Source organism: Devosia sp. ZB163 (assembly GCF_028613635.1).
Taxonomy (GTDB): Bacteria; Pseudomonadota; Alphaproteobacteria; order Rhizobiales; family Devosiaceae; genus Devosia_A.
Window position 1 is genome coordinate 1,588,643 of sequence record NZ_JAQRMY010000001.1, and the last position, 14,549, is coordinate 1,603,191.

Annotated in this window: 16 protein-coding genes; 9 read left to right on the forward strand and 7 right to left on the reverse strand. The window is 65.6% G+C overall.

What is annotated here, in order from left to right; genetic code table 11:
• Positions 1-47: 47 nt before the first annotated feature.
• Positions 48-1,787 carry a tetratricopeptide repeat protein gene (locus tag PRN20_RS07995; protein WP_273956707.1) on the forward strand — a complete coding sequence of 580 codons (1,740 nt, stop codon included), beginning with the start codon at positions 48-50 and terminating at the stop codon, positions 1,785-1,787.
• The gene (locus PRN20_RS08000; RefSeq protein ID WP_273956708.1) at positions 1,787-2,671 is read left to right on the forward strand and encodes a 4-(cytidine 5'-diphospho)-2-C-methyl-D-erythritol kinase; all 885 of its coding nucleotides are present in this window, start codon (positions 1,787-1,789) and stop codon (positions 2,669-2,671) included. Before PRN20_RS07995 ends, PRN20_RS08000 begins: the two co-directional genes overlap by 1 nt.
• A 54-nt stretch (positions 2,672-2,725) precedes the next feature.
• Here PRN20_RS08000 and PRN20_RS08005 read toward each other — a convergent pair whose 3' ends face one another.
• Both PRN20_RS08005 and PRN20_RS08010 read right to left on the reverse strand, forming a co-directional pair.
• Positions 2,726-3,397: an outer membrane protein gene (locus PRN20_RS08005; protein ID WP_273956709.1), complete on the reverse strand. Its 672-nt coding sequence runs from the start codon at positions 3,395-3,397 to the stop codon at positions 2,726-2,728.
• Positions 3,398-3,681: 284 nt separating this feature from the next.
• On the reverse strand, positions 3,682-4,701 hold the full coding sequence (locus PRN20_RS08010; protein ID WP_273956710.1) for a polyprenyl synthetase family protein: 1,020 nt from the start codon (positions 4,699-4,701) through the stop codon (positions 3,682-3,684).
• A gap of 148 nt (positions 4,702-4,849) precedes the next feature.
• Here PRN20_RS08010 and PRN20_RS08015 point away from each other — a divergent pair, with 148 nt between their 5' ends.
• From PRN20_RS08015 to PRN20_RS08045, 7 genes are all read left to right on the forward strand, one after another.
• Positions 4,850-5,554: a tRNA1(Val) (adenine(37)-N6)-methyltransferase gene (locus PRN20_RS08015; RefSeq protein WP_273956711.1), complete on the forward strand. Its 705-nt coding sequence runs from the start codon at positions 4,850-4,852 to the stop codon at positions 5,552-5,554.
• Positions 5,555-5,608: 54 nt separating this feature from the next.
• Positions 5,609-6,433: a S49 family peptidase gene (locus tag PRN20_RS08020; protein WP_273956712.1), complete on the forward strand. Its 825-nt coding sequence runs from the start codon at positions 5,609-5,611 to the stop codon at positions 6,431-6,433.
• Positions 6,434-6,436: 3 nt separating this feature from the next.
• Complete coding sequence (locus PRN20_RS08025) at positions 6,437-6,655, forward strand: hypothetical protein (protein WP_273956713.1); 219 nt, start codon at positions 6,437-6,439, stop codon at positions 6,653-6,655.
• Between the two features lie 63 nt (positions 6,656-6,718).
• Positions 6,719-7,909 (forward strand): low temperature requirement protein A, encoded by a 1,191-nt coding sequence (locus PRN20_RS08030; protein WP_273956714.1) that lies wholly within the window; start codon positions 6,719-6,721, stop codon positions 7,907-7,909.
• Positions 7,910-8,737: 828 nt separating this feature from the next.
• On the forward strand, positions 8,738-9,730 hold the full coding sequence (locus PRN20_RS08035) for a helix-turn-helix transcriptional regulator (RefSeq protein WP_273956715.1): 993 nt from the start codon (positions 8,738-8,740) through the stop codon (positions 9,728-9,730).
• A gap of 104 nt (positions 9,731-9,834) precedes the next feature.
• Positions 9,835-10,032: a hypothetical protein gene (locus PRN20_RS08040; RefSeq protein WP_273956716.1), complete on the forward strand. Its 198-nt coding sequence runs from the start codon at positions 9,835-9,837 to the stop codon at positions 10,030-10,032.
• Between the two features lie 58 nt (positions 10,033-10,090).
• Positions 10,091-11,014 carry a glycine--tRNA ligase subunit alpha gene (locus PRN20_RS08045; RefSeq protein WP_273956717.1) on the forward strand — a complete coding sequence of 308 codons (924 nt, stop codon included), beginning with the start codon at positions 10,091-10,093 and terminating at the stop codon, positions 11,012-11,014.
• 89 nt (positions 11,015-11,103) lie between these two features.
• Here PRN20_RS08045 and PRN20_RS08050 read toward each other — a convergent pair whose 3' ends face one another.
• The 5 genes from PRN20_RS08050 to ispH form a co-directional block, all read right to left on the reverse strand.
• On the reverse strand, positions 11,104-11,874 hold the full coding sequence (locus tag PRN20_RS08050; RefSeq protein ID WP_273956718.1) for a hypothetical protein: 771 nt from the start codon (positions 11,872-11,874) through the stop codon (positions 11,104-11,106).
• A 132-nt stretch (positions 11,875-12,006) separates the two neighbouring features.
• On the reverse strand, positions 12,007-12,333 hold the full coding sequence (locus PRN20_RS08055) for a hypothetical protein (RefSeq protein ID WP_273956719.1): 327 nt from the start codon (positions 12,331-12,333) through the stop codon (positions 12,007-12,009).
• A 133-nt stretch (positions 12,334-12,466) separates the two neighbouring features.
• Positions 12,467-12,937: a ribonuclease HI gene (rnhA, locus tag PRN20_RS08060; protein WP_273956720.1), complete on the reverse strand. Its 471-nt coding sequence runs from the start codon at positions 12,935-12,937 to the stop codon at positions 12,467-12,469.
• On the reverse strand, positions 12,934-13,461 hold the full coding sequence (locus PRN20_RS08065) for a GNAT family N-acetyltransferase (protein ID WP_273956721.1): 528 nt from the start codon (positions 13,459-13,461) through the stop codon (positions 12,934-12,936). The genes rnhA and PRN20_RS08065 overlap by 4 nt, the downstream gene beginning before the upstream one ends.
• Complete coding sequence (gene ispH / locus PRN20_RS08070; RefSeq protein ID WP_273956722.1) at positions 13,458-14,432, reverse strand: 4-hydroxy-3-methylbut-2-enyl diphosphate reductase; 975 nt, start codon at positions 14,430-14,432, stop codon at positions 13,458-13,460. The genes PRN20_RS08065 and ispH overlap by 4 nt, the downstream gene beginning before the upstream one ends.
• Positions 14,433-14,549 lie beyond the last annotated feature (117 nt).

Genomic DNA, 14,549 nt, shown 5'->3' on the forward strand with positions numbered 1-14,549 from the left:
CCAAGGCTAGTGCAAAACTACCCTGTCCCTCGGAGCATTCGAGCCACGTGACTCACAAAGCCCGCCTCTTGTCCGGTGTCGTTCTCGCCTCAATGCTTGTTTTCGGTGGCGCTTCGGCGCTCGAAAACAGCACGATGCTGCCGCTGCTGAACGACAGCGTCACGGGCAGCTATCTGGCCGGAAAGCAGGCCCTGTCCGACCTCAGGACCGAGGACGCCGCCCGCTATTTCCGCCTCGCCGCCGAGAATGATTGGGAGAACCCCGTCCTCGTCGAGCGCAGCTTCATCGCCTACGCGGCCGACGGCCAGATCGCCGAGTCAGCCCGGGTAGCCAAGCATCTGCTCGATCTCAGCGCCCCCAACGATCTTGCCAGCCTCGTCATCGGCACCCAGGCCGTGAAGGAGCGCCGCTACGGTGCCGCAGCCCGGGAACTCGAGACGGTGGGCGGCGACACCTTTGCCGGCATCACCGGCGGCATCCTGCGCGCCTGGGCACTGGTCGGCGACGGCAAGAGCAACGAGGCCAGCAAGGTGCTGGACGAGATCGCCGAGGGCGGTCTCGAGGACTTCCTCGTCTTCCACCGCGCCGTGATGGCCGATGTCGAAGGGCGCAGCGAAGAGGCGCTCAAGCTGATTGCCAAGGCGTACGAGACCGACCCGATGGTCGCCCGCATCGTCGAGGCCTATGCCCGCATGCTCGGCAATGCCGGGCGTTTCGACGAGGCCGAGAAGGTCATCGCCGGCTTCGAGGACCAGGGTCTGAGCCACCCGCTGATCGACGCCGTGAAGGAAAAGATCGACCGCAAGCAGCGCCCCGGGGTCTTCGCCGCGGACGTGCAGGCCGGCGCGGCCGAGATGTTCCATTCGGTTGGCGTTGCGCTCGCTCGTGAGGGCAGCCCCGATACCTCTGCCGTGTTCCTGCAACTCGGGATGTACCTTGATCCCAAGTCCGACATCATCGACCTGGTCTATGGCCAGCTGCTCGATGGCGCCGACCAGCATCAGGCGGCCAACGCCGTCTACGACCGCATCCCCATGGATTCCCCGATGAAGCCGATGGCCGTGGTGCGCGTCGCCGAGAACCTGAACTCCATGGGCGATCGCGATGAGGCCCTGCGCCGGCTCGGCAACATCGTGCATCAGAACCCCGATGACCTCGAAGCGCTCTCGGTGCTGGGCGACATGCAGCGCGCCGCCGAGAAGTACGCCGAGGCCGCCGATACCTACACCAGGGCGCTGGCCGTTGCCGGCGGCAACCACCCTGGCGACTGGCGCTTCTACTATGTCCGCGGCATCTCCTATGAGCGGAACAAGGAGTGGGCCAAGGCCGAACCGGATTTCAAGCGGGCGCTCGAGCTGAACCCCGACCAGCCGCAGGTGCTGAACTATCTCGGCTACAGCTGGGTGGACCAGGGTCTCAACCTGATGCCGGCACTGGACATGATCCAGAAGGCCGTCGCTGCGGCACCCAATGACGGCTACATCATCGACAGCCTGGGCTGGGCCTACTACCGGCTCGGCCGTTTCGAGGAAGCCGTTCAGCAGCTCGAACTCGCCGTTCAGCTGCGCTCGACCGATCCCGAGATCAACGATCATCTGGGCGATGCCTACTGGCGCGCCGGGCGCAAGCTCGAGGCAAGGTTCCAGTGGAACATCGCTTCGTCGGTCGACAAGGAAGGCAACGTCAAGGAGCGCGTCGCCAAGAAGCTTGCCGACGGCCTCGATGCAATCGAGGCTGCGCCCAAGCCCGCCCCGGTGGCGGACGGTCAGGCCGTGCCCGCCCAGTAATGGCGTCCGACGCGGACCCCCACTTCACCGAGGCGGCGCCCGCCAAGGTCAACCTGGCACTGCACGTCACCGGCCGGCGCTCCGACGGCTACCATGAGCTCGAGAGTCTCGTGGTCTTCGTCGACGTCGCCGACGAGGTGTCAGCCCGCCCGGCGAAGACCGACCGGTTCAAGGTCTCCGGCCCCTTCGCGGCCGCCGCCGGCAACGGCGACTCGAACCTGGTCGTGCGGGCGGTCCGCGCCTTCCGCGAGCGCTGGCCCGGTCGTGTACCGAACGGGCTCGACATCCAGCTCATCAAGAACCTGCCCGTAGCCGCGGGTATCGGCGGCGGCTCCGCCGATGCGGCGGCCATGCTGCGACTGCTGGTGCACATGGCGGATGGCGCGGTTCCCCTGCCGGAACTGCAGTCACTCGCCTTGACCCTGGGCGCGGACGTACCGGTCTGCCTCCTCTCGCGCCCCTGCGAGGTGCGGGGCGTGGGCGAGATCCTGCATCCGCTGCGCGATTTCCCGCCGACCCATATCGTTCTGGTCAATCCGCTGGTGCCGGTTGTCACCGCCGACGTCTTTCGCCGGCTCGATAGCCGCGAGAACCCCGCCATGCCGGCACTGCCACAGCCGCTGACCCGTCCGGTTCAGCTCGGCTTGTGGCTCGCCGAGACCCGCAACGACCTCGAGCCAGCGGCCATGGAGCTGGTACCCGCCATTGGCGAACTGCTACGCCACATGCGCGTGCTCGATGGCTGTGCGCTCGCTCGCATGTCGGGTTCCGGCGGGACGGTGTTCGGCCTCTTCGGTTCCGCAGCGCAGGCCCACCAGGCGGCCCATGAGACTCGGGCCAAATACCCCAGCTACTGGGTCGCCGCGGGACCCGTGATCGGTTGAAACGGAAGCGGCCCCCCGAAGGGAGCCGCCACCACCAGTCCGCCTGTAGGAGGGTCAGAACTGGAAGTTGAGACCGACGGTGAAGGTATTGGTGTCGAAACTCGACTCGAGGTCGGGATCGAAGAAGTCGAAGTTCTCGTCGCTGAATGACGAGAAACGATACTCGCCGCGGATCGACATGTTGTCGGTGACAAGCACTTCGGCACCCACGCCGACCGTCCAGCCGACGTGTGTGTTGTTGTCGTTTAGCCAGACTCCGTCCCACACGTCGATGTCGTGGGAGGCGAAGGCCAGACCCGCGGTACCGTAGACGAGTACAGTATCGAACCCGAAGCCGGCACGACCGCGCAGGCTGCCGCTCCAGTCGATGCTGGGATCGAAGTCGTCGAGGTCGATATCGTCCTCGTCGCCCTCGAAGTTGTTCCAGGTGATATCGCCTTCGAGACCGAAGACGAACCCGCCATCCATCTGCCAGTTGTAACCGGCCTGGAGACCGACCAGCCAACCCGAGACGTCGAAGTCGAACGTGTCATCGGGAAAGTCGACCCAGTTCCAGTCGATCGTGCCGGTGCCCCAGCCAGCATGGACACCGATATAGGGGCCAGTCCAGTCCATGATGGGAACGACGACCGGAGCAGGCTCTTCGATAACCAGGTCGGCCGCCATGGCGGAACCGGCCAATGAGATTGCTAGGGCGGACGCCGTAGCCAGGACTAGTGTGCGCATTCTCAGGACCCTCTGTAGTAATGCCCCAGAGTCTGCCTCAATGCCGCCGGGTGTCTAGTGATCTACGTAGTGGATACTTTTGGCGTCGCGGGTGAGTTGCGCCTGTGCCACAGTTGAGACAAGTATCTTGTACAGTAACGTACGCTTGTATGGCAGTAATGTGCCAAATAGTACAATCAACTTGTGGAAAACCTGCATGCCGAATTCTCCGCCTTCGCATGCGCTGGCCGGCGAATCATTTTTCGATCGACTCGGATTGGGCCGTTGGCGCTGGCCCGACGCGCTCAGTAAGCCCGCGCTACGGTGAAATCGGCGATGTCGCCGAGTAGCGTCTTCATCTCGCTGGGCGGCAGTGGCTTCAGCGCGTCGCGGGCGCGGATGGCATGGGTGCCGGCCTCGGCAATCGTCTTGCCCAGCGTGTCGTAGCGCTCGAAGATCGCGACCACCTGCTTGAGTTCTGCCTCGCCCGTGCCGATGTTGCCGAGACTGCCGATGATGGTTTCGTGCTCCGCCGGCGTCGCCTGCCGGAGCGCGAGAATGACCGGCAGGGTCATCTTGCCTTCGCGCAGGTCGTCGCCGGTATTCTTGCCCAGCGTCCCGCTCTCGCCGCGATAGTCGAGGACGTCGTCGACGAGTTGGAAGGCGAAGCCGAGTTCACGGCCGTAGTCCTTGAGCGCGCGGCGACCCGCGGCATCCGCGCCACCAGCCATGGCGCCAACTTCGGTGGCGGCCTCGAACAGGGTCGCGGTCTTGGCGCCGATGACTTCGTCGTAGTCGGCCGAGCTGGTCGACAGGTCGCGCGTCTTGGCGAGCTGCAGGACTTCGCCCTCGGCAATGACCGTGGCTGCCTGCGAGATCACCTTGAGCGCTGCGACGTTGCCAGTATCGACCATCATCATGAAAGCCTGCCCGAGCAGGAAATCGCCAACGAGCACGCTCGCCTGGTTGCCCCACAGCATCCGCGCTGCCGCGCGGCCGCGCCGCATGTTGCTCTCGTCGACCACATCGTCGTGAAGCAGCGTCGCGTTGTGCATGAATTCGACTGCGGCGGCGAAGTTGACCTCGCTGCCATTCGCGTTGCCGAAGAGCATCGAGGCCGCGATCGTCAGCATGGGGCGAAGCCGCTTGCCGCCTGCGTCGATGAGATAGCGCGCCACTTCCGGCACCAGCGCGACATGCGAGCTGGCCTTGTCGAGGATCATCGCGTTGACGCGTTCCATACCGGGCCGCGTGGCGTCGAGCAGCCGGTCGAGCGCGCCGGCGCTGGTGATCGCCTCGTTTGCCGCTGCCGCCGAAAGAGCCATGAAATCCCCGGTTTGAGGTACGCTTCCAGCGCCCTATAGTCGGGCACATCCGAACCGTCGCGATGGTGCGATGTCCCTAGACGATGCAACCGACGTTGTAAAACAACAAAAGCTCACGCGCGACGCCTTTTTGGGCGGCCGCCTCACCGTGTCGCAACCCGAAAAGGGGTTCCGCGCCGGACTGGATTCGGTCCTGCTCGGGGCGGCGGTGAGCGAACGCTCGCGCCGGCTTCTCGATCTGGGTGCGGGCGCCGGGACGGCCTCGCTCGTCGCAATGGCGCATCTGCCCGAGCTTTCCGCAACGCTGGTCGAAGCCGATCCGGCCATGGCGGCGCTTGCCGCGTCGAACCTCGGCGCCAACGGCATGGCCGAGCGGGGCAGGGTCCTGGCGCTCGACGTCACCGAACCGGGGCGAGTGCGTGCGGCGGCGGGGCTGGCGTCCGATCATTTCTCATCGGTCATCGCCAATCCGCCCTTCTTTGATCCGGGCCGCGGCTCCGCTCCGTCGGCCGCACGCTCCAACGCCCGCCACATGGATGACGATGCCCTCGACCGTTGGGTGAAGGCCGCCGCGACCCATGCCGCCCCGGATGGTGAGGTGATCTTCATCCACGTCGCCGAGGCGCTGCCGCTCCTCGTTCCCGCCTTTACCCAGCGATTCGGCGCGGTGACGGTGCTGCCGCTGCTGCCGCGCGAGGGCGAGCCGGCGAGTCGCATCCTCGTGCGCGGCACGAAGGGGTCGCGGGCGCCGTTCAGGCTGTTGGCGGCCCGCGTGCTGCACGAACCCGAGGGGCGGGCCTTCCGACCCGAGTTCGACGCCGTCTTTCGCGGGCAGGGCCGTCTCATCTGGTAATGCGGCGGAGGGGCACATACATGTGCCCGGAAATCGGGAAACGAGAGGCGATACATGGGCCTGCGGCACTGGATGAAGCGCAAGATGGGGCAGAGCGGTCCCGTTATTCCCGTCGTGCGCCTCCATGGCGTCATTGCCGCCGACCAGCGCCCCGGCCGGCTCAACATCGAGATGGCGGCGCCGCTGCTCAAGAGGGCCTTCGCCATGAAGCAGGCGCCGGCCGTCGCCATCATCGTCAACTCGCCCGGCGGCTCCGCCGTCCAGTCCCGGCTGATCTCCAAGCGCATCCGCGACCTCGCCGCCGAGAATGACAAGCGCGTGCTGGTCTTCGTCGAGGATGCGGCGGCTTCGGGCGGCTATTTCATTGCGACGGCGGGCGACGAGATCATCGCCGATCCATCCTCGATCGTCGGCTCCATCGGCGTGATCTATGCGGGTTTCGGCTTCGTCGAGACGCTGAAGAAGGTCGGCATCGACCGCCGGGTGCATACCGCCGGCCGCAACAAGTCGACGCTCGATCCCTTCCTGCCGGAGAAGGCCGAGGACGTCGAACGCATCAAGTCCATGGAGACCGACATCCATCAAGTCTTTATCGACTGGGTGAAGGCGCGCCGCGGCGACCGCCTGAAGGCCTCGGACGATAGCCTGTTCACGGGCGAGTTCTGGAGCGGCATCAAGGGGCTGGAACTCGGTCTGGTCGATGGACTGGGCGACATCCACGAAGTGCTGCGCAGCCGCTTTGGCGACAAGGTCGACCTGGTCCAGATTTCGCCCAAGCGCGGGCTGTTCGCCATGCCGCGCCTCGGTTTCGCTGCGCTCGCCGGCGACGTTGCGGCCCAGCTCGAGGATCGCTCGGTCTGGGCCCGCCTGGGGCTCTAGCCCATGAGCACGGCCATCATCATCCGCGTGCTGATCTTCCTCGCGGTCTTCCTCGCCATCGCCTGGGGCGTGCGCAGGATCTGGCGCGACTGGAAGGGCGAGTTCAGGGCCATCGACAAGGCCAAGCACGAGCGCGACCTGCGCGAACGCGCCCGCCCCGACGTCATTACGCTGAAGCGCGACAAGGACGGCAAGTTCCGGCCGCCAGAGGATCGGCCCTAGTTTTTTCCGCGACATCCAGTCCTGCGTCGCGGTAGCTTTCAGCGATGCCGGGAGCACACGGCCATGAGTAGCGGACTGTTACGCGAGCGGCGGGCGGATCAGCCGGCGCGCGTCACCTTTGTCGAACTGTTCTTCGACCTCGTCTTCGTAATCGCCATTACCCAGATCTCGCACGGGCTGCTGGATCATCTCGATTGGGCCGGCGCGTTGCGGGCGGCGATGCTGTTGCTCACGATCTGGTGGGCCTGGATCGACACAGCCTGGATCACCAACTGGCTCGATCCGCAACGGCCGGCCGTACGGGTGATGCTATTCGTGCTGATGGGCATAGGCCTCGTGATATCGAGTTCGCTGCCCGAGGCTTTCGGCGAACGCGGGCTGGTCTTCGCCACGGCCTTCGTGGCGTTCCAGTTGAGCCGCACCGCCTTCATGCTCTGGGCCGTCCGTCGCGATGCCTCGCTGAGCCGCAACTTCGTGCGCATCGGCATCTGGTACTGCGTCTCAGCCGTGTTCTGGTTGCTCGGCGGCCTGGCGGAAGGTGACCTGCGGCTCTGGCTCTGGCTCGTGGCGGTGGTTCTCGACGCAGCGGCGGCGATGGTCAACTTCTGGGTCCCGGGGATGGGTCGTTCGGAGACGCGGGAGTGGACAATCGATGGTGGCCTGATGGCCGAGCGGACGGGGCTGTTCATCATCATCGCGCTGGGAGAGTCGATACTCGTGACTGGCCGCACATTCATGGACCTCGAGTGGACTCCGGTCCTGACGCTGGCCATGACCGTCTCGCTGCTGCAGTCGATCGCCATGTGGTGGATCTTCTTCGGCCAGCACGCCGGCGCAGCGGCCGAGGCGATTGCACGATCCAAAGATCCGGGCCGGGTGGCACGGTTCGCATACACCTATGTGCCGATCCTGCTCGCAGCCGGCATCGTGGTGTCGGCCGTCGGAGACGAACTGGTACTGTCTCATCCCGAAGGACATATCGAGACGCCGACCGCTCTGGTGATCGTGGGCGGGCCGGCCCTGTTCCTGATCGGTGCAGTGTTGTTCAAGCGGGGGGTGTTCAAGTACTGGTCGGTGCCGCGCCTCTGCGGGCTTGCGGTGATCCTCGCGCTCTATCCGCTGGCGGGGAGCCTTTCGCCGTTACTCCTCTCGGCCGCCACCACCGTCGTCATGCTCGCTGTGGCGGCCTGGGAAGCTGTCGACATCGCGAGGCACCCGGAGCGCATCGCCAACGTCCGGGATTCCGGCGAGTGAAGACCGGCAATTGACCCCGCGCGACGGCCCCACCAGGTTCCGCGCGGAATTTCCAAGCCGGATCGCCCAGGGACCCGTCTCACCGCCAGCGCCGGCTGCGCGTTGGGTCCCTGCTTGCGCAGGGATGACAGCCGGTGGAGTGGTGATACCGCGGTCACACCGATGCATCCGACAGCCACGCGGCTTCGGAGTTCTCAAAGAGCGCATCTCCCGATTGGGAGATGAAGCGGGGCCGGCGAGGCGATTGCCCCTCGCGGGTAGTCCGCAGGGTTTGTGAGGCTCGCGCCTCGCCGGCCGGCCGGGGTTTTGGGCTTTGCCGGAGCGGATCCCGGGACCGTGGTCCCAACACCGTCTCGCCCGAGCCATGGAAGCTGTCCTGCTGGTCCAGATCCTCGGGGGTCACAGGTGACCCCCGGACGTTTCCAGGCAGGCAGTCCGCTCTCCCCACGGAGAGCTGGTCGTTGGAGCAGAGCTGCCTCCGCCCCGGCGATATGACAGTGCGCCCGAGGGCGAACCGGCTCAGACTTGGGCCTGGATGATGCGACCACCACCCACCCGGTCTCCGCTGCACCAACCACTCGTCATGATCTCGCTTCGGTGCGGCGGACGGGGGGAGAGTCGCATGGGGCGGGGGGCGGGGGGATAAGTGGGGCGTGGAGAGGAGGGTTTGAGTATGTGGCGCACCGGGACGGCAAGTTTCCGGCCGGACGAGTGACGCCCGCTACCCCGCCGATCAGATCGGCGCCCTTTGAGAGCGGCCGACCCAAGTTCCGCGCGGGCGCCTGATCTGCTAGCTTGCTCGCGACCGTCGCCGCGGGGAGGGAGCCGATGCACGACGACGATGATGTCGCCCAGATCACGGCGCTGATCCACCGCAATCGCATCGCCATCTGGATGCGGGACTTCGAGGCGTGGTCGGAGTGCTTCGTCCATGCGCCTTACCTGTCCCGCTGGGGCTGGTGGGCGCTGGGTGGGATGTTCGTCCGACAGGGCTGGGACGATATCTCCGCCCGGCTGCATCGCGAAATGCTGGAACGCCCGGAGCCCTGGCCGGACTTCGCCTACAACACCAAGGTCGTGAACCTCAATCTGCGCATCCACGGCGATCTGGCCTGGGCAACGTTTGAACAGCACTATCCGGACGGTCCGGTCTGGGAGGGGGCCCGCGGCCCGGGCCTCGCATACGAGATGCGGGTTTTCGAGCGCCACTACGGCGAGTGGAAGATCGCCTTTCTCGGCCTTCTCGATGGTGGCTATCCCGACGACGGCGTGCTGCGCCTGAGGCTCGATGGCGAAGGCCGAGTGCTTTCCACGGGCCCTGAACTTGCCCGTGCACTGGAGGACGACGATATCGCGATCCGCAACGGCCGGTTGCGCATCCGGGACAGTCGCACGGACAGCAAGCTCCAGGCCGCCATTCGCTGGGCCGCCAAGCAGGACGCCGCCTATATGCCGTTCACCGGCGCGGTCCCCATCGTCATGGAATCCGGTGAGGGGCTCGCCACCAAGGTCTGGTGGATCTCATGCGAGAGCGGCCGGGTGAACTTCGCTTTCGGCGATTCTCGCACGACCGAGGCCCGACTCGGCGCGGCGGCGCTTATCTACGGCCTCTCCCCGGCCCAGCGTCGGGTTGCCGCGCTGGTTGCCGACGGCCTCACCCTGAACGAGATAGCCGAGCGGATGGGCATCACGTCGAACACCGCCCGCACACATCTGCAGCGTATCTTCGACAAGACCGGTGTCCACAACCAGTCCGCGCTGGTCCGCGTGCTCCTGTCTGCCATCGCCCCGGTGCGCAAGCAGTATTTCGGCTCCGTCTGACGACCCTCGTCCCCTTTTTGTACGACAGGCCTGTGTCACGGGTTCCGCTGACAATGCGTCCGTGGGCGTTGGTCTAGCCTCCTCCAATCGAACAGGAGGTTGCCTTGACCGATTTCGCGTTGCCGCTTCATGCCCCCCGCACCTCCGTCGCCCGCCCGGACTGGTTGACCCGCCTTGGCAGAACTCTTCGCGTTCGCGCCCGCGTCAACCGTCGTCGCCGCCGCCGTCAGTACCGCGACTTTGCCGGCACTGGGGCGCACGACTGGCTGCTGGCGTTGCCGCAATCCCGTCACGGTGGTTGACCGTCCACCGGCCTCCCACTAGGTTCCGCGCGGAATTTCCAAGCCGGATCGCCCGTCGATGACCTCCTTGCCCGCCCACATGGACCCCCGGAACTCTTTCCAGGGGCTGATCCTGACGCTGCAGCGCTTTTGGGCGGAGCAGGGTTGCGTGATCCTGCAGCCCTACGACATGCAGATGGGCGCTGGTACGTTCCACACCGCGACGACGCTGCGCGCGTTGGGTCCGAAGCCCTGGAAGGCTGCCTATGTGCAGCCGTCGCGCCGGCCCAAGGACGGGCGCTATGGCGAGAACCCCAACCGGCTGCAGCATTACTACCAGTTCCAGGTCATCCTGAAGCCGTCGCCGGACAACATCCAGGATCTCTACCTGAAGTCGCTCGACGAGATCGGGCTGAACCGCAAGCTCCACGACATCCGCTTCGTCGAGGACGACTGGGAGAGCCCGACGCTGGGCGCCTGGGGCCTCGGCTGGGAATGCTGGTGCGACGGCATGGAAGTGAGCCAGTTCACCTACTTCCAGCAGGTCGCCGGCTTCGAGACCATGCCGGTGCCGGGCGAGATCACCTACGGCCTCGAGCGGCTGGCCTGCTACCTGCAGAACGTCGACTCCATCATGGAGCTCAACTTCAACGGCGGCTCGGGCGAGGACAAGGTCACCTATGGCGACGTCTTCCTGCAGAACGAGCAGGAATTCTCGAAGTACAACTTCGAGGCGGCGGACACCGACATGCTGTTCCGCCATTTCGAGGATGCCGAGAAGGAGTGCCGGGCCCTTCTGCAGAAGGGTGCCGTCGGCAACCGTCAGACCCTGGCCGTCCCTGCCTACGAGCAGGTCATCAAGGCCTCGCACAATTTCAACCTGCTCGACGCCCGCGGCGTGATCTCGGTGCAGGAGCGCCAGAGCTACATCCTGCGCATCCGCGAACTGGCCAAGGAATGCGGCGCCGCATGGCTGCAGACCGAGGGCGGCGGCGCGGCCTGAGCGACCTGCAGGTGCTTGGGGGCCGCGTTTTCCGACACGGCCCCGCTTGCACGAAAGTCCGGCCCCGATAAGGGGCCGGCGCGCTGTCGTCAGGTGCGGGCCCCGATCTGCGCGGCGGGAATGGCGCGGCCTTCGATATAGTGGCCATAGAGCGTCGTGAGGATGCTCACGCCCACGAGCATCTTCACCCAGCCGGTGCACAGGGTCCAGAGCATCGCGAGGAAGGCGCCGATCGGTCCTGCCAGCATGAGGACGATCGCCGGGATGTCGATGACGATCGCCGCAATGGCCGAAACGATCGCGAGGACGATGATCGGGCCATTGGCGTTCTTGGTCGCCTCCCAGGCCTGCCCCAGGGTCAGGGGCTTGTCGATTGCGATCGCCGGCAGCATGGGCGCCAGCCGATAGCCGACGATCAGCGCCGCGGCCAGGCCGAGCAGCGTCGTGATGAAGATGCCGACCGCACCCAGGAGCGGAATCGCGACGACTCCGATCACGGCGGACACGATGAACAGCAGGACCATCGCGATAAGGCCGAGCAGCAGCGAGTAGCCGCCATAGCGCAGCAGCCTGCTGCTGTTGAACTCCGGCAGCTGCCCGGCGGAGGTCTCGTCGAGCAGGATGTAGCGATGCCATGCTACGGCGATCCAAACGAAGGCGACGATCGCCAGGATCAGCGTGATGAACGAAACGAGGCTGCTGGTGCCCATGGCTGCCAGCGCCTGATCCGGTCGTGACGGAGCGGGGAACAGCAGCGCAAGCAGCAGGCTGGGCACGGCGTAGATGAGATAGAGCAGTCCCGAGATCCTCAGCGCATTGCGCCAGTCGCCCAGCACCAGGCGCACCGAATGAACAAACATGTTGACGCCCACAGCCAAGCCTCCAAATCATTGTGCGGAAACGTATTTGGCCGCGAAGCTAACCGAACGCGGAGCGTGGCGGAAGCAGCGCAGCGTGAAATACTGTGCATGTAGAGGCCGGAAGTACAGCGCCTAGCTGCAGGTCATGCTCATGCCGTCGGCGCCGGTGAACTTGAACACGGTTGTTCCTGTGTCATCGGTTCCGAACACGCCGGTGAGCCCCATTTCCTTGAGTGGTCCCGAGAGAGGGTTCACGTCATTGGCGGCGGATGCCACCTGCCCGGCGGAACTGTTGCCGTCGATGCTCTTGAACGAGTAGTCGCCTGCGACGAGGAGGGTGAGTTCACCCAGACTTGCGCCGGCCCGATCGACGCAGGAATAGACGCCGGGCGGCGGGAACTGCGCAAAGGCGGGGCTGGCGAGGATCAGCAGCGGCACGGCGAGCAGGGCAGGGCGCATTGGTGGATTGTCTGCGCGGCGCATGGCAGCAGCAAGGCGTCCGCTATAAGCAGGTTGCGATCTGCATATAGCGTGCGCTCGTTGGTTCGCTCGAGCGCAGGAAGGCCGAGCCGGCCTCATACGGGCTGCCCAACTAGACTGGAGGAACCAGTTGGTCCTTGCGGCCCCTGCGCTTGAACGGCTCCATGCCGTCGTTGGCGAGTTGGTCGGCGCGCTCGTTCATCTCGTCGCCGTTGTGGCCCTTGACCCAGTGCCAGTTGATCTTGTGGCGCTGGGTGGCGGCGTCGAGGGCCTGCCAGAGTTCCACGTTCTTGACCGGCTTCTTGTCGGCGGTGCGCCAGCCGTTCTTCTTCCAGCCGTGGATCCACTTGGTCAACCCGTCCTTGACGTAGTTGCTGTCGGTGTGGAGCTCGATCTCGCACGGGCGCTTCAGCGCCGTCAGCGCCTCGATGGCGGCGGTCAGTTCCATCTGGTTGTTGGTGGTCAGCGGCGCGCCGCCCTTCAGCTCCTTGACCGTATCGCCGTACTGCAGCACTGCGCCCCAGCCGCCTGGGCCGGGATTGCCCGAGCAGGCGCCGTCAGTGTGGATGATGACCGAGTTCACGCGGCGGCCGGACGGTCGTAGCGGTACCACTCGCAGTAGTGGCCGTGGTCATTGTTGCCGGTATGGGTATAGACGCCGCCCAGCTTGCGCAGGACCTTGAGCGAGCTCTCGTTTCGGACGTCGGCGATGCCGATGAAGTGGCTGCGGTCCGTCTCGCGGAAGTACCAGTCGCGCAAGGCGCTGGCCGCTTCGAAGACGTAGCCGTTGCCCCAGTGCTCGGGAAAAAGCGAATAACCGATCTCGGGCGTCTCGTCCGGCCCGTAGACGCCGAAGCCGCAGCGGCCGACGAGCACCCCGTCGGACTTCCGCGTGACGCGGAGCTTGCCCATCTTCTGGCGGTCGAACAGGTCGATCCAGTGGGCAAGGGAGGCATCCATCTCGGCAGTGGTCCAGGGCCGGCCGTGCTCGGTGAGGTAGCGGGCCACTGTCGCATCGCCATGCAGGCGGTAGAGGTCGTCGATCTGGTCTGACCGCCAGCCGGAAAGCACCAGGCGGTCGGTTTCGAGAAGAGTCAGGTCGGTCATGCGGCTGGCGCGGCTCCCTGGGGTGCGCGCAGCTCGCGCGGCAGGTTGAAGACGATCCGCTCGCGCTGCTCGCCGCTCGCGGTCACGGAGATATCGAAGCGCTGGGCAAAGGCCTCGATCACCTCGTCCACCAGCGTTTCGGGGGCCGAGGCTCCGGCGGTGACGCCCAGCGACGTGATGCCCTCGAAGCGGCTCCAGTCGATCCGGTCTGCGCGCTCGACCAGCGAGGCGTTGGCGCAGCCCGAGCGCTGCGCGACTTCGACGAGGCGGACGGAGTTGGACGATTCCGGCGCGCCCACCACGATCATCGCATCGACATTCGGTGCTACCCGCTTCACCGCTTCCTGGCGGTTGGTGGTGGCGTAGCAGATGTCTTCCTTGTGCGGCAGCGCGATCGCCGGGAAGCGGCGGCGCAGCACTTCGACGATGGCCGAGGTGTCATCGACGCTGAGCGTCGTCTGCGTCACGTAGGCAAGTTTCTCCGGGTCGCGGGGCGTGAAGGCCTCCGCATCTTCGACCGTCTGGATGAGCGTGATGGCGCCATCGACCAGCTGGCCCATCGTGCCGATGACCTCGACGTGGCCGGCATGCCCGATGAGGACGATTTCGCGGCCCTCGTTGAAGTGCCGGTTGGCCTCGATATGCACTTTGCTCACGAGCGGACAGGTGGCATCGAGGAAGAACATGTTGCGCGCTTTGGCGCCCGCGGGCACCGATTTCGGTACGCCGTGCGCGGAGAACACCACCGGAGCCCCGGTATCGGGGATCTCGTCGAGCTCCTCGACAAACACGGCGCCCTTCTGCCTGAGCCCGTCCACGACATACTTGTTGTGAACGATCGCATGGCGCACGTAGACCGGCGCGCCGTAGCGTTCGAGCGCCAGTTCGACGATCTGAATGGCACGATCCACGCCGGCGCAAAAACCCCGTGGGGCGCACAGCGTGATGTCCAAGTGCGGCCTTGTTTCCATACGAGAGCAGATGCTTTCAACACGTGGGCAAGTCAAGTGCGGCCTGTCCTCGCACCACGAAGCGGCAACCTTGCCATGAGGCATCTGTTGCGGCGCAACGGACTGAACTGCAATATG

Coding starts and splice junctions, on each gene's coding strand:
- PRN20_RS08000 (WP_273956708.1), top strand. CDS start 1,787: ATGGCGTCCGACGCGGACCCCCACTTCACCGAGGCGGCGCCCGCCAAG.
- PRN20_RS08005 (WP_273956709.1), bottom strand. CDS start 3,397: ATGCGCACACTAGTCCTGGCTACGGCGTCCGCCCTAGCAATCTCATTG.
- PRN20_RS08010 (WP_273956710.1), bottom strand. CDS start 4,701: ATGGCTCTTTCGGCGGCAGCGGCAAACGAGGCGATCACCAGCGCCGGC.
- PRN20_RS08020 (WP_273956712.1), top strand. CDS start 5,609: ATGGGCCTGCGGCACTGGATGAAGCGCAAGATGGGGCAGAGCGGTCCC.
- PRN20_RS08025 (WP_273956713.1), top strand. CDS start 6,437: ATGAGCACGGCCATCATCATCCGCGTGCTGATCTTCCTCGCGGTCTTC.
- PRN20_RS08030 (WP_273956714.1), top strand. CDS start 6,719: ATGAGTAGCGGACTGTTACGCGAGCGGCGGGCGGATCAGCCGGCGCGC.
- PRN20_RS08035 (WP_273956715.1), top strand. CDS start 8,738: ATGCACGACGACGATGATGTCGCCCAGATCACGGCGCTGATCCACCGC.
- PRN20_RS08045 (WP_273956717.1), top strand. CDS start 10,091: ATGACCTCCTTGCCCGCCCACATGGACCCCCGGAACTCTTTCCAGGGG.
- PRN20_RS08050 (WP_273956718.1), bottom strand. CDS start 11,874: ATGTTTGTTCATTCGGTGCGCCTGGTGCTGGGCGACTGGCGCAATGCG.
- PRN20_RS08055 (WP_273956719.1), bottom strand. CDS start 12,333: ATGCGCCCTGCCCTGCTCGCCGTGCCGCTGCTGATCCTCGCCAGCCCC.
- PRN20_RS08065 (WP_273956721.1), bottom strand. CDS start 13,461: ATGACCGACCTGACTCTTCTCGAAACCGACCGCCTGGTGCTTTCCGGC.
- ispH (WP_273956722.1), bottom strand. CDS start 14,432: ATGGAAACAAGGCCGCACTTGGACATCACGCTGTGCGCCCCACGGGGT.